At 60.8% G+C, this 13020-nt stretch carries 13 protein-coding genes and 1 tRNA gene; 6 read left to right on the top strand and 8 right to left on the bottom strand.

What is annotated here, in order from left to right; all coding sequences use genetic code 11:
• Positions 1-43: 43 nt before the first annotated feature.
• From ABMA59_RS09405 to ABMA59_RS09390, 4 genes are all read right to left on the bottom strand, one after another.
• The gene (locus ABMA59_RS09405) at positions 44-637 is read right to left on the bottom strand and encodes a protein-S-isoprenylcysteine O-methyltransferase (protein ID WP_349005075.1); all 594 of its coding nucleotides are present in this window, start codon (positions 635-637) and stop codon (positions 44-46) included.
• A gap of 75 nt (positions 638-712) precedes the next feature.
• Positions 713-1336 carry a hypothetical protein gene (locus ABMA59_RS09400; protein WP_349005074.1) on the bottom strand — a complete coding sequence of 208 codons (624 nt, stop codon included), beginning with the start codon at positions 1334-1336 and terminating at the stop codon, positions 713-715.
• 163 nt (positions 1337-1499) lie between these two features.
• Positions 1500-1643, bottom strand: a complete 144-nt coding sequence (locus ABMA59_RS09395; RefSeq protein ID WP_349005073.1) for an ABC transporter — start codon at positions 1641-1643, stop codon at positions 1500-1502.
• 169 nt (positions 1644-1812) lie between these two features.
• Positions 1813-2394 carry a L,D-transpeptidase gene (locus ABMA59_RS09390; protein WP_349005072.1) on the bottom strand — a complete coding sequence of 194 codons (582 nt, stop codon included), beginning with the start codon at positions 2392-2394 and terminating at the stop codon, positions 1813-1815.
• A 482-nt stretch (positions 2395-2876) separates the two neighbouring features.
• Here ABMA59_RS09390 and ABMA59_RS09385 point away from each other — a divergent pair, with 482 nt between their 5' ends.
• Positions 2877-3632: an SDR family NAD(P)-dependent oxidoreductase gene (locus ABMA59_RS09385; RefSeq protein ID WP_349005071.1), complete on the top strand. Its 756-nt coding sequence runs from the start codon at positions 2877-2879 to the stop codon at positions 3630-3632.
• 100 nt (positions 3633-3732) lie between these two features.
• Here ABMA59_RS09385 and ABMA59_RS09380 read toward each other — a convergent pair.
• A tRNA-Gly gene (locus ABMA59_RS09380) sits at positions 3733-3807 on the bottom strand.
• A gap of 203 nt (positions 3808-4010) precedes the next feature.
• Here ABMA59_RS09380 and ABMA59_RS09375 point away from each other — a divergent pair.
• The 4 genes from ABMA59_RS09375 (at position 4011) to ABMA59_RS09360 (ending at position 6631) form a co-directional block, all read left to right on the top strand.
• A complete protein-coding gene (locus tag ABMA59_RS09375; protein WP_349005070.1) occupies positions 4011-4511 on the top strand; it encodes a prolyl-tRNA synthetase associated domain-containing protein in 501 nt (166 codons plus the stop codon).
• Between the two features lie 147 nt (positions 4512-4658).
• The gene (gene trxA, locus ABMA59_RS09370; protein WP_349005069.1) at positions 4659-5630 is read left to right on the top strand and encodes a thioredoxin; all 972 of its coding nucleotides are present in this window, start codon (positions 4659-4661) and stop codon (positions 5628-5630) included.
• An 85-nt stretch (positions 5631-5715) separates the two neighbouring features.
• Positions 5716-6387 (top strand): LON peptidase substrate-binding domain-containing protein, encoded by a 672-nt coding sequence (locus tag ABMA59_RS09365; RefSeq protein ID WP_349005068.1) that lies wholly within the window; start codon positions 5716-5718, stop codon positions 6385-6387.
• A 10-nt stretch (positions 6388-6397) separates the two neighbouring features.
• Positions 6398-6631 carry a Trm112 family protein gene (locus ABMA59_RS09360; RefSeq protein ID WP_349005067.1) on the top strand — a complete coding sequence of 78 codons (234 nt, stop codon included), beginning with the start codon at positions 6398-6400 and terminating at the stop codon, positions 6629-6631.
• Positions 6632-6680: 49 nt separating this feature from the next.
• On the opposite strand, the gene ABMA59_RS09355 is transcribed toward ABMA59_RS09360, so the two are convergent.
• The 3 genes from ABMA59_RS09355 to ABMA59_RS09345 are packed head-to-tail and all read right to left on the bottom strand — an operon-like array spanning position 6681 to position 12407.
• A complete protein-coding gene (locus ABMA59_RS09355; RefSeq protein ID WP_349005066.1) occupies positions 6681-10058 on the bottom strand; it encodes an error-prone DNA polymerase in 3378 nt (1125 codons plus the stop codon).
• The gene (locus tag ABMA59_RS09350; protein ID WP_349005223.1) at positions 10055-11497 is read right to left on the bottom strand and encodes a Y-family DNA polymerase; all 1443 of its coding nucleotides are present in this window, start codon (positions 11495-11497) and stop codon (positions 10055-10057) included. Before ABMA59_RS09350 ends, ABMA59_RS09355 begins: the two co-directional genes overlap by 4 nt.
• Entirely contained in the window at positions 11439-12407 is a 969-nt protein-coding gene (locus tag ABMA59_RS09345) for an ImuA family protein (RefSeq protein ID WP_349005065.1), read from the bottom strand. Before ABMA59_RS09345 ends, ABMA59_RS09350 begins: the two co-directional genes overlap by 59 nt.
• A gap of 179 nt (positions 12408-12586) precedes the next feature.
• Here ABMA59_RS09345 and ABMA59_RS09340 point away from each other — a divergent pair, with 179 nt between their 5' ends.
• Positions 12587-13009: a metallopeptidase family protein gene (locus ABMA59_RS09340; protein WP_349005064.1), complete on the top strand. Its 423-nt coding sequence runs from the start codon at positions 12587-12589 to the stop codon at positions 13007-13009.
• Positions 13010-13020 lie beyond the last annotated feature (11 nt).

Below are 13020 nucleotides of genomic sequence, written 5' to 3'. Positions count from 1 at the left end.
TTCGGAGATTGATGCCTCTCTGAGACGTGAATCGCAATGGATCTCAATAGACATATGGGACGAGCCGCTTCGTCCGCTCCATATAAGCTAAATATTGCGGACCGAAGTTTTCCGTCATCATCCGTTCCTCCTTTCCGACGCGCGGGAAGAAGAGAATCGCAAAACCGACCAGGCCGGCCAGAGCAACAAGCCAGTTTGACAACAAAAAAGCCTGTCCGAGCGCCATGAGGAGGAACGAGGTATACATCGGATGGCGTATTAACCGATACGGCCCACCGGACACGAGTTTATGTTTTTCGCGGATCTCCAGCGTGACGGACCAGTTTCGGCCGAGTTCCTTGTGGGATATCCGGAAAAGCACGAGTGCCGATCCGAAGAGGATCGTGCCGAATATGATGGACCAGAGCCAAGTTGGACGGTCTGCTGCCCCGGGAATCCCGGTCGCGACATAGAACGCAGGAAAGATCGCCAATCCGAAGAGTGCGGATACGAGCCCAACCGTTTCGGAAGGCGACCGTCTACTGCTGACGATGCGAATACGCTTTGCTCGGCGCTCGAATGGATATCGGATGACGTACCACGCGACTATTCCGATCACCCAGATAATCTCGCCGGAGAGAGTCAACGCGTTGTTCACACCAAGTCTACCCGCTGTCTCGACGTGTGCGGACTTGGGATCGCGTGACCAGGCGCCGAGCCGCACCTCCGTACATTAGCCTGTGTTCATCTCTCGAAGCTTTGTTACGAACTGTTGCGGCCGCAACCAGATGCCGGGCGTCTTGTACCCCATGGATTGCGCGATCGACGCTACGAAGGCGTTGCAATTGTATACCGATGCTTGCCACGTCTGCGAACTGGCCTGTATCTTCCTGATGCTCGCGACGACGTCTTTGTATTCGGCTTCGGTCAGCATCACACGCCAGCTTGCGGAACGGTACTCCTCCTCAAGGTCGCCGTCGCTCCATCCTGTTTCGGCTGGGACCGGTACGAAGTGCCCGAGAACGTAGGGCACATTGCTGGTCGAAGCCGGATGCAGCCCCGCGACCTCCGGATTGATCATCGCACCAGCCGAATTCGTCCGGCCGAAGACCACGTAGGTATGGCCGTAGCTGAGAGCGTAACGGGAGCGGAACTCGATAAAATATCCTTTATCGACCCGTTGAGCGGCATCCGGCGTCATCTCTTGCGGCTGAGCGGGGGCCGTCAGCACCGAAGCCGGAGCATCCCGACCAACGGATACAAATCGCGGTTGAGGGCTCTTGTCGCTCGACTGACAAGCCGCCATCGCGAAAGCCAACAAACCAACACACGCCAGACGGTAGCCGGCAAGCGTCATATTTTCGAATCCCACAAAGCAAAGCCCCAAGCCGTGACGCGACATCCCAAGATGTCGCGTCTCAGCCACCAACAAACCCGATTGCGATTCGCTACAATCGCTCAAGTTTGATGGACCATAACCGCAGGGGGGCGAAGCCCCTCCAGGCTCGAAGAGGGGATACTTACTTGTAGACTGGCGCCGGTGCCGTCTCCACAACGGCGGGGGCCGGAGCCTTTCCTTTGCCTTTGCCGATGTCCCAACTGGCGCAAGCACTTAGGCTTGAAACAGCGATAGCGGCGGTTACTGCGATCAGAATTCTGCTCATTGGGTATCCTTTCCCCCAGGCGGAATCAATGCGACGTAACAAGGGCAGGATAGGCCTGAAACACAGGGGAGCCTAGTGCAGAAAAGACACACCGGATGTGTCTCTGTTCGGCGGCCGGCGAATTTCAGCCACCATTGCGTGCAAAAATAACTGGATACACGATAAAAGATCAGATGACGATCACAATCGCCCCCTCGGCGGTCCTCTCGTAAAGGTCGATGATATCGTCATTTGTCAAGCGAATGCAGCCACTTGATACGGCTGTTCCAATCGTCCACGGCTCGTTCGTTCCATGAAGACGGAATTTGGTATCGCGATCTCCGCGGTAGAGATAGAGCGCGCGTGCGCCGAGCGGATTGTTCGGACCGCCCGGAACGCCTCCGGCATATTGAACCAGTCGCGGTTTGCGCCGCATCATATTCGCCGTCGGCGTCCACGCGGGCCAGACAGCTTTTCGCCCGACGCGGGCTCTGCCTTTGAGCGTTAGACCCTCCTGGCCGACCGCGACTCCGTAGCGCATCGCATACCCGTCGGATTCGATCGAGTAGAGAAAGCGTTGGGAGGTATCGACCACAATCGATCCCGTCGGCTCGTGGGATTCGTAGAGGACACGTTGCCGCTTGTAGCGGCGGTCTAGTGTATAGGTGGCACCTGTATCCTGGAGCATTCCGATTCTCGGCATGCATCCGCTCGCCGTCAGCGTCAAACCGGCCAGCAGGAACCCCCGACGCGCAATGTGTTTCGCAGCCATTTGCCGAGTAACGACCTCTCCAGACGAGTACACCCTACCATCTCGCAACTGACCGTCCAAGCGGGCCCAAGCGAATAGTCTCCAGTGTCGGCAGCAAGCCAGAGCCTTGCGCTCACAAGAGGTTTTCGCTTGGTAGGGAGTAGTGAGGGTACGGAGGGCTACCGAAGACAATATCGCGGCCCGTCGAGCGCCACATGTCCCATGCCCCGCGCGTTTCTGGGTTCGACGCGCCAGACCGAAATCGGTAGCTTCCAATCTATCGCGATTCTTTCTCGCGCCTTGCTTCCCGTTCCGCTGGCACACTCGCGCGGACAGCCTCCGCTGTCCGGGGCACCATAACCTAGGGAATTCAGATCGGAATTTGCAGGCGTGCTTGAGGACAGTCCGCCAAAATCCATCCCAACGAACGCTGAGGATGAACCTTTGTTATCGCTGCCACTTTCGACGGCAAAGTGTTATCATAACCATAAAAGGGTGCGACGATGGGGCTGCGTTTCGACGGAAAGGTATCGGTCGTGTTCGGTGGCGGATCGGGAATTGGCGCCGCCGTTTCTCACCAGTTGGCGGAGGAGGGAGCGGAGGTTGTCGTTGCTGATCGGGATGAGAACGCTGCGGGTGACATAGCCGCCAAGATCTGCACCGCGGGAGGCAAGGCTTTTGCCTCGACAGTTGATGTCGCTGATGCGAGCGCTGTGGAAACGCTTATCAGATCGGTCGTGGAGAAATTCGGGGGCGTGGATTTGGCTGTAAACAGCGCCGCTATTGGCGGTGCCCGTAAATCCACCGCGGACTACCCGCTTGACGAGTGGCGTACCGTCATGAACGTCAACCTGAACGGCACCTTCCACTGCATGAAGTATGAGATCGCGGCGATGCAGCAGAGGGGCGGTGGCTCCATCGTCAACATGTCCTCGGTTCTGGGTTCGGTTGGGTTGCCGACTGCATCCGCATACACGGCAGCAAAACATGCGATTGTCGGACTGACCAAGGTTGCTGCGATGGAATATGCGCGCACGGGTATTCGCATCAATGCCGTCGGACCGGGTTGGATCGATACGCCAATGCTCAATGATTGCCTTGAGGAGACCACGGTCCGAAAGATGTTGACGCTCCAGCCCATGGGGAGACGCGGAAAAGCGGAGGAAGTGGCCGCCGTTGTGTGCTTTCTACTCTCCGATCAAGCCAGTTTCGTGACCGGAAGCTTTCACTTGGTCGACGGGGCATATTCAGCTCATTGACTTCCCGCGATTTCAGCGCTCGGTCAGAACACCGGTCCTTTCAACCGGTTCAGAAACGCAAAAGCCGCGGAATTCCGCGGCTTTGAGTGGTTGGGAAATTTGGAGCGGGCGAAGGGATTCGAACCCTCGACCCCAACCTTGGCAAGGTTGTGCTCTACCCCTGAGCTACACCCGCTCGCACGGCGCCTAGGCCGCAAGTGGCGCCTATATGGCCGAAGCGACGTACGATTGCAACGGGAAAAACGCGTCCGGCGAAACGTTCCGACATTATCGCCGAAGCAACCCACGCACCGCCGGTTCTTGCGGATGATGGCAAGGCTTGTGTCGTGCGCCGGCTTTGGCCATAAGGCGCTGCGTAAGCCGACAGAGCTCTTTTTGATGCCGAAGACCCCCGACGAACTCTTTGCCTTCCTCGACTCGCTCGGGATTGCGGTGAAGACGACGAAGCATCCGCCGCTGTTCACGGTGGCGGAATCGCGCGCGCTGCGCGGCGAGATCGCTGGCGGACACACCAAGAACCTGTTCCTGAAGGACAAGAAGGACAATTTCTTCCTCGTCACAGTCGGCGAGGACGCGATCGTGGATCTGAAGCAGATCCATCACACCATCGGCGCCGCCAGCCGTGTCTCGTTTGGAAAGCCGGAAGCCCTGATGGACCTGCTTGGCGTCACGCCGGGCGCGGTCACCGTATTTGGGCTGATCAACGATCATGATGCGCGGGTCCGGTTCGTCATCGACCAGACACTGATGAAGAATGCGATTATCAATGGACATCCATTGACGAACGAGGCCACCACATCGATCGGCAATGCCGATCTGCTGAGCTTTGCCCGGGCCACGGGACACGAGCCCGCCATCTTGAAAGTAACGGAAGGATAGCCACATGCTGGGCAATCCTGATCCGCGGGGGACGCTCGAAAGCGGACGGCACGGATCGACTGTTTGAGGATGATGATCGACGACGGGATGGCGCCTCGTTCGCTCCAACTCGAGGAACCGTTCTGAACAAGCGGATAAAGGTTTGAGATGAGCAAGGAAAATCCCTACGCCGGCGCGGCCGGCGCCTACTCCGCCAATGTGCAGTTCGGCGCGCCGCCCGCCGCCAATGGCCAGGCCTCCGGCGATCAAGTTCCCATCTACAAGGACGCGACCACCGCGACCTTCGCGGCCGACGTTATCCAGGAATCGCGAAAGCAGCCGGTGCTGGTCGATTTCTGGGCGCCATGGTGCGGCCCTTGCAAGCAGCTTGCGCCGGCCCTTGAAAAGGTTGTACGCGCCTCCGGCGGGAAGGTTAAGCTGGTGAAGATGAACATCGACGACCATCCGTCGATCGCCGGACAGCTCGGCATTCAGTCTATCCCGGCCGTCATCGCGTTCAAGAACGGCCAGCCGGTCGACGGTTTCATGGGCGCTGTACCCGAAAGCCAGATCCGCGAGTTCGTCGACCGTATCGGCGGCAAGGGCGCAGGTCCACAGATTGCCGAAACGCTTGCCGCCGCCACGCAGGCTCGTGAGACGGGGGACCTGCAGGCGGCCGCCGGACTGTTCGATGCGGTGCTTGCCGAGCAACCGGACAATGTCGATGCGCTGGGTGGCTTAGCCGACCTGCTTTTCGAGACTGGCGACCGCGCTGGCGCCGAAGAGGTTCTCGCCGGCGTCCCTGAAGACAAGAAGGACGTGCCGGCAGTCGCCGCCATACGCGCCAGGATCGCCTTGGCGGACAAGGCCGGCGAGCTGGGCGACGCAGCGGAACTCGAGCGGCGGCTGGCAGTCGACCCTAAGGATCATCAGGCGCGGTTCGACCTCGCGATGATCCAGAACGCGCTCGGCCAGAGGGCCGAAGCGGCGGATAGCCTTCTGGCGATCGTCAAGGCCGACCGCGGCTGGAAGGACGATGGTGCCCGCGCTCAGTTGCTCCAGTTTTTCGAGGCCTGGGGGTTGATGGACGAAGTGACGCTGGCGACGCGGCGCAAGCTGTCGTCGATCCTGTTTTCTTGAGGTAGCATAGGGCATATTGCGGTTTGGCCTTGCAGACCTCGGCCGCTGCTCCAGATTTCGGAGCGGAGCCGCAACGGAGGAAATGATGCAGGCGGGAAACGCTCACTACCGGCTTGCCTCGGACCTTCCCGTCACGGTGCCCGTCTTTCCGCTGCCGGAGGCGCTGCTGCTTCCCGGTGGAAGGATGCCCCTCAACATCTTCGAGCCACGCTATCTGCAACTGGTCGACGACGCCATGCGCGGCGACAGGATCATCGGCATGGTGCAGCCGGCGCTTGACGGGTCGAAGCGTTCCGACGCCGAGCCGGAACTCTGCGAGGTAGGATGCTTGGGCCGCATCATTTCGCTGTCGGAGACCGGAGACGGACGTTATCTGATCTCGCTGCAAGGCATCTGCCGCTATCGGATTCTGCAGGAACTGACGGTCAGGACGCCGTTCCGGCAGTGCCGCATCGCACCTTTCGTCGGCGATCTGGAGGAGGATCGGGGCGCGGGAGAGGTCAATCGACCGGCGCTGCTGAAGGCCTTTCGTGCCTATCTGCAGGCCAACGAGCTGGAAGCCGATTGGGAAAGCGTCAGCCGAGCCGACAATACGATGCTGGTGAACGCGCTTTCGATGATGGCGCCTTATGGCGCCGCCGAGAAACAGGCGCTGCTGGAGGCGCCTGACCTGAAGACCCGCGCCGACACGCTGATCGCCATAACCGAAATGACGCTGGCCCGGGACAACGACGAATTCGGCTCAAGCCTGCAATAGGGGCGTGCCGATGCGTGACGAGGCTGACAGGAAAAAGGTCGATGTGAAACTCCTGGAGCTTCTGGTCTGCCCTCTGACCAAGGGGCCTTTGACCTTCGACCGGGAGAATTGCGAACTCGTCTCGCGCGTCGCCAAGCTTGCTTACCCGATCCGTGACGGCATTCCGGTGATGCTCCCTTCGGAGGCTCGTCCGATATCCGACGATGGCGTACCTCAGGACCGGTCCGGAGCCGCGTCCCCATAAAACCTTCCTGAATCTGGACCGATTGCGCAGTCCTGAATGGAGTGCGGTTTTATTGAAAATTGCGTCCTTTCGGCATGACTTGCCGGACCAATGCCCTGTTTTCCTCGGCCAAAAGCGAAAGCTGAGGAGCATAGGACGTTTTTTCCGGGTTTTGCTTCGCATTGCCATCCCCAGCGGCTGCGCCACTCCTTTCATGGAGCAGCATGTCTAGCCAGGACGAAAGATCCTCCATGCGCTCGGCGACGATGTGGATGACTCCCCTCTCTGTCTGCAGCTTTCCGGTGACCCGGATGAATTTCGAACCCATGACGACAGGGCGGAAACGATCGAAACTCCGGGCCCAGATGATGACGTTGGCGATCGCCTTCTCGTCCTCAAGGGTCAGAAAGATGGCATTCCCCTTGCCAGGCCGCTGTCGGACGAGAACCAGCCCGGCAACCGAGACACGCTTTCCGTCCTCCACTGCCCCCAATTTTTCGTTCGGAATGATGCCGACCCGATCGAGTTTTCCCCGCAGAAACGAGACGGGGTGCGCCTTCAGCGAAAGGCCGAGCGATCTGTAGTCATGCACCACATGCTCGCCGAGTGCCATCATCGGCAGAACGGTCTTGGGCTCGTTGTCGGCAAGCCGAATTTCCGGCCGGTCGAACAGAGGCAACCGCTCGGCAGCGCTCTTGCCGTCGAGCGCCCGCACCGCCCACAGGGCGGCCCGCCGGTCGAGACCCAGCGATTGGAAGGCATCGGCCCTGGCCAGCTTCTCGATCTCGTCGATACCGATGCCCGATCGCAACCATACGTCACGCACCGAATCATAACCGTCTCCACGCTTGGCGATGAGTTGCTTCATGCCATCCTTGGACAATCCCTTGGGCTGATTGAATCCCAGGCGGACGGCGTGCATGGTCTTGATGACGCGACGCATTTCGGCATGGCGCGAGTTCACCCGTGCGGGATCGAAACGGGCACGCTCCAAAGTACATTCCCAATCCGATAGATTGACGTCCACCGGCCGCACCTCGACGCCATGGTCCTCGGCATCCCGAACAAGCTGCGCGGGCCGATAGAAACCCATGGGCTGCGAGTTGAGGATGGCGGCACAGAAGACGTCCGGATAGAATGTCTTGAACCAGCAGGAGGCATAGACGAGGAGCGCGAACGAAGCGGCATGGCTTTCGGGAAAACCATATTCGCCAAATCCCTCGATCTGCCTGAAGCAGCGCTCGGCGAAATCCTTCGGATAGCTACGATCCATCATGCCCTTGATCATTCGCTCGCGATAATTTCCGATCGTTCCAGTGCGTTTGAACGTCGCCATGGCGCGGCGCAACTGGTCCGCCTCGCCCGGTTTGAATCCACCGGCCTCGATGGCAATGCCCATGGCCTGTTCCTGGAAAAGGGGTACGCCAAGAGTCCTGGACAGAATTTTTTCCAACACCGGACTGTGGTAGTCGACTTTCTCGATGCCCATCCGCCGCCGCAGATAGGGATGCACCATGTCGCCCTGGATCGGACCTGGGCGGACGATGGCGACTTCGATGACAAGGTCATAAAATTTTCGCGGCCGGAGCCGGGGCAGCATGGACATCTGCGCCCGCGATTCGATCTGGAACACGCCCAGCGTGTCGGCCCGGCAGATCATGTCGTAGACCCGCTGATCTTCCTTGGGCATCGTATCGAGCGTCAGCAGCCGGCCATAGTCGTCCCGCAGCCGGTAATGATCCTCAATCAAGGTGAAGGCGCGCCGCAGGCAGGTCAGCATGCCGAGCGCCAGCACGTCGACCTTGAGAATGCTGACGGCATCGAGGTCGTCCTTGTCCCACTCGACCATCTTGCGCTCCTCCATCGCCGTCTTGACGATGGGCACGATCTCGTCGAGCCGGTCCTTGGTGATGACGAAGCCGCCGACATGCTGGGAGAGATGGCGTGGGAAACCCAGAATCTCGTTGGCGCGGTCGATCACATGTCTTGTCACAGGATCGGCCCTGTCGAGACCGCCGGCCTTGGCTTCCCGCTCGCCGAGTTCGGATGACGACCAGCCCCAGATCGAGCCCGACAGCGCGCCGCGCGCGTCGTCGGACAGGCCCATGGCCTTGGCGACCTCACGCAACGCCGAGCGGCCGCGATAGGAGATCACCGCGGCAGCAAGGGCAGTGCGTTTTTCGCTGTACTTCTCGTAGATGTACTCGATGATCTTATCCCGCTCTTCGTGCTCGAAATCGACGTCGATGTCGGGCGGCTCGTCGCGTTCCGTCGACACGAAACGTTCGAAAAGAACATCCGTAAGGGCCGGATTGACCTCGGTTATGCCGAGGCAATAGCAGATGACGGAATTCGCCGCCGAACCTCGCCCCTGGCAGAGCACTTTTGCTTTCTCGCGGGCAAAATGCACGATGTCGCGGACGGTCAGGAAATAGCGCGCATATTTCTTTTCGCCGACGATTTTCAACTCATGCCCGATCAGGCCGGAAACCTTGTCCGGGATACCCGCGGGATAGCGCCAAGTCGCTCCCTCCCAGGTCAGTCGTTCGAGCTCGGTTTGTGGATCGACGCCTTCTTCCGTCGTTTCCTCGGGATAGTTATGCTTCAGTTCCTGCAGGGAAAAGCCGAGCGTTTGAGCGAAGCGCACGGTTTCGGCGAGTGCTTGCGGATAGCGGCGGAACAGCCGAGCCATTTCCGAGGACGGCTTCATGTGGCGTTCGGCATTGACGGAAAGCACGAAGCCGGCCTCGGAGACCGGAACATTCAGCCGGATGGCGGTAAGCACATCCAGCAGCGGACGGCGTGCGGCCGAATGATGGAGAACATCGTTGGTCGCCATCAGCGGCAGTTTTATCGCATCGGCGCAGGCAGCAGCCTGCTCGATCCGAAAGCGGTCGTTTCCGCGATAATCCGGCGCGACGGCGAGCCACAGATTGCCAGCGAAACGCGCTTTCAACCGATGCAGAAGAGCGAGCGTTCCATCCATCGGCAATGACAGGTCGGGGAGAGCGGCCAGCGACATCCGGTCGCCCCATTCAAGCAGGTCGTCCAGCACCAGCAGCGTCGCACCCTTGGGATTTTCGGGGCGCATATTCGCCTGGGTAAGCAGGCGACAGAGATGCCCCCAGCCCTGGCGATCCTGGGGATAGGCCAGCATATCGGGCGTTCCGTCGCCGAACACCAGGCGGCAACCCGGATGGTACGGCAGCGAGACCGGTTCCTCGTCCTTTGACAATCTTATGGATTTCGACTGGCTCCACGCCCGCACCACGCCTGCAACCGTGTTGCGGTCGGCAAGGCCCAGGGCCGCATGGCCGAGGGCGCAGGCGGTCACCACCAGTTCCTCCGGAGAGGATGCACCGCGCAGGAAGGAAAAATTAGACTGAACTCCCAACTCGACATAGGAGGGCAGGATGACGGCATGGGGTTTTGTGGCCTGGGTGCTCATGCGAATATTCCGTGCATGAACCAGCGTGGCGAGGGTTTTCCAGCTTCATAGAGGCCTTGGCGATAGAGCCAAAAACGCCGGCCATCGGCATCTTCGACACGGAAATAGTCACGAGGCAGGGTCTCTGCCTCGCCCTGCCGCCACCATTCGGGCGCGATGCGCTCCGGACCTTCCGAGCGGGCAATCCGGTACAGGGCGCGGCGCCAGCGGAAATTGAGCGGCGGTCGCTCGGGAATTTCCGTTACCGGCACCTCGATCGGCTCCGGCATCGCGAAGAGGTTTATGGGCCGATCGAGGTTTTCCTCCCTGCTATCCCGACCGAAGGCGGGTGGTGGCTCGCTGAAGGGCAGGTGGCGCACGGCACGTTCCGGCCAATGGCTCTCGACCGCGACTGCTATCGACAGCGCCCTGTCACCCAAGCGAGCGCGCACACGGTCCGCAAACAGGGCGATGTCGGTTTCATCGCGGGCTCCTTCGCCGGTGAAATCGGCTTGCGAGGCTGCGAAGGGAGCGACGGAAAGCGCGGAAAGGCGGACGAGATCAAAACCGTAGCCGGCATCGATCGTTCCATTCAGGGCGGTGAACCGCTCACGAAACAATCTTTGGACGAGCGACGGCTCCCGCAGCGGCCGGGTCATCGAAATAGCGATGCGGCTCACCTCCCCGTCAACCCGGAAAAGGGACAGCATCAGCGACCGCGCGCCTTCACAACGGCGCTCGAGACCGGCCTTGAGGCTTTCGGCCAGCATTTTTGTCAGAAGCTCGATGTCGTCAGTGAGGATGATTGGTTCGGCAAGGTGACGTTCGACCGAAAGCGCCGCGACCGGCAAACGTGGGGAGATCGCTTCCTCGAGCTGGCCGAGCGCCTGGTCCAGACGCAGGAGTAAAGTAGGTCCGAAACGCCGCGTCAGCGGCGCACGCGGCGCCGCCATAACCGCGCCGACCGTGCGCAGGCCGACGCTTTCGAGACTGCCGCAAATCCCCGGATCGATGCGCAGCGCCGACAGGGGCAGGGGCGAGATCAATTCCTCCTCTTGGCCGGGAGCGACGATCAGATCGCCACTGAAACGTGCCGCGGCCCATGCGGCCCCGGGTGTCGAGGCGAGGCCCGCGCGGATTTCAAAACCCTGGTGGAAGAAACGGCAAAGCAGATCGTCCATCATGCCACGCTCGCCGCCAAAAAGATGGGCGCAGCCGGTGATGTCGAGAAAAAGCCCGTCCGTTCCGTCTAATGCCACCAGCGGCGTATAGCGGTCGCACCAATCGGCGAGCCCTTCCAGGAGGCGCCGGTCCGCTTCCGGCTCCGCCTCGACCGCTTCGATGTTGGGGTGCATCGCGCGTGCCTCGCCGACACCCATGCCGGCTTTCAGATTCAGCGCCCTAGCCTGCGCGTCGAGCGCGGCGATGCGTTGTGTATTGCTGTCGCGACGGCTCAGCACCAGCGGCGGCGCCTTCACGGGACGGAAACGCCACGACCGGCCGAAGCGCTGACGGCGCAGCCTGTCGGTCGGCAGATAGGGAAACCACAGCGCCAGTATCCTTTGCGGGCTGGTCGCGTCTTTCCTGGAATGCATCATCGTTCCACTCCAGCGTGAATGTGGCGGGGATGGCGGTACGGCTTTTGCTGACGGTGACTTGGAAAGCAGGCGGCCCAATCGAGCCAGTAAGCGGACCCGACAAGGTTGCGCGCTGCGCAGCCGGCGCCGGCGCCACCAGCAGGCGGACCGGCGCCGCTGTCGGCTCCGGTTCGCAAGCTGCGCGGACAAGAAAGAGCGGGCGGCCCGCCAGCAGCGCACGACGATGCAGGCGACGTGTCGCTGTCAGATCGAGGACCGGCGCCGAACCTCGGATTTCAAGGAGGACGGCGAGGAAAGTGTCGAGCCGTCCCGCTTCTTCCGCAACCCACAGAACATCGGCAAGTTTTTCCGCTTCGGCAATGAGCAGATTTTCCGGCCGGAGACCGAAATGCGCTGCTAGTCCCGGCGCATAGGGTCTGCCCGCTTCGCGAAAGATTTCCGACGTGCCGATCCACAGCAGCGGCGCTGCGGCCTCCGGCGCCGGCAGCCGCCGAAGAAGCGCCAACACTAAACCCGTCGCGGACGCGGCTTCGCGAACCGTGCTCGCATGTACCTCGATCAGTCCGGCTGCGGGCAAGCCGCCACCGAGCACGCCGTCGAAGCGCTCCACACCCGTACGCAGAACGGACGGGCCGGAGACCTTGCGCCGCAGCACACCGTTCCCGCCCGCCTCTTGCGTTTGCTCGAAGCGCTCGGCCAGCCGGCCTTCGATCTTCGCGATTTTGTGACGCAGGTCGCGCACGACATCCCGCGCCACGGCCACAGACGCCATGTCGGTTCATCCGATCGGAATTGTTCCTGTTATGTTCTAATAGATTCCAGAGCGGAACGAGAGAGTCAAGCGAGACAGGGCAAGAATTTATTCCTTGCCCTGCTGGTTTTCACTGGCCGGTACGCAAAAGCCTCGAAACACGCGGGGCAAAAGGCTATATGCCCGAAAAAGGACTAGGAATGGCCCGCATCTACCAGACCCGCGCCTGGCACGACCAGCTCTCCCCCTCGATCGAGGAATTCGAACTCATGGCCCTGGAGGCCTACGCCCATCTCCCCGAGCATTTCCGGACGCTGACGGGCGAGGTGGTGATCCAGATCGCCGAGTTCCCCACCGAAGAGATCATGGACGACCTGTCGCTCGAGACTCCCTTCGATCTGCTCGGCCTGTTCGAGGGCCGCGGCATCGCCGAGCGTTGGAACCCGGCGACCGGTGAGGGACCGAACCGCGTCACCCTCTATCGCCGCGCCATCCTCGACTACTGGGCGGAGAACGAGGAGACGCTCGGCTCGATCGTCAACCACGTGCTGATCCACGAGATCGGGCACCATTTCGGCCTCTCCGACGACGATATGGAAAAGATTGAAACCAGCGTCGAATAGCGCCGGGTGTC

It is taken from the genome of Mesorhizobium yinganensis (genome assembly GCF_040081985.1).
GTDB lineage: Bacteria > Pseudomonadota > Alphaproteobacteria > Rhizobiales > Rhizobiaceae > Kumtagia > Kumtagia yinganensis.
This window is presented reverse-complemented; position numbering and strand designations above follow the sequence as displayed.

Coding starts and splice junctions, on each gene's coding strand:
- ABMA59_RS09400 (WP_349005074.1), bottom strand. CDS start 1,336: ATGACGCTTGCCGGCTACCGTCTGGCGTGTGTTGGTTTGTTGGCTTTC.
- ABMA59_RS09395 (WP_349005073.1), bottom strand. CDS start 1,643: ATGAGCAGAATTCTGATCGCAGTAACCGCCGCTATCGCTGTTTCAAGC.
- ABMA59_RS09390 (WP_349005072.1), bottom strand. CDS start 2,394: ATGGCTGCGAAACACATTGCGCGTCGGGGGTTCCTGCTGGCCGGTTTG.
- ABMA59_RS09385 (WP_349005071.1), top strand. CDS start 2,877: ATGGGGCTGCGTTTCGACGGAAAGGTATCGGTCGTGTTCGGTGGCGGA.
- ABMA59_RS09375 (WP_349005070.1), top strand. CDS start 4,011: ATGCCGAAGACCCCCGACGAACTCTTTGCCTTCCTCGACTCGCTCGGG.
- trxA (WP_349005069.1), top strand. CDS start 4,659: ATGAGCAAGGAAAATCCCTACGCCGGCGCGGCCGGCGCCTACTCCGCC.
- ABMA59_RS09365 (WP_349005068.1), top strand. CDS start 5,716: ATGCAGGCGGGAAACGCTCACTACCGGCTTGCCTCGGACCTTCCCGTC.
- ABMA59_RS09360 (WP_349005067.1), top strand. CDS start 6,398: ATGCGTGACGAGGCTGACAGGAAAAAGGTCGATGTGAAACTCCTGGAG.
- ABMA59_RS09355 (WP_349005066.1), bottom strand. CDS start 10,058: ATGAGCACCCAGGCCACAAAACCCCATGCCGTCATCCTGCCCTCCTAT.
- ABMA59_RS09345 (WP_349005065.1), bottom strand. CDS start 12,407: ATGGCGTCTGTGGCCGTGGCGCGGGATGTCGTGCGCGACCTGCGTCAC.
- ABMA59_RS09340 (WP_349005064.1), top strand. CDS start 12,587: ATGGCCCGCATCTACCAGACCCGCGCCTGGCACGACCAGCTCTCCCCC.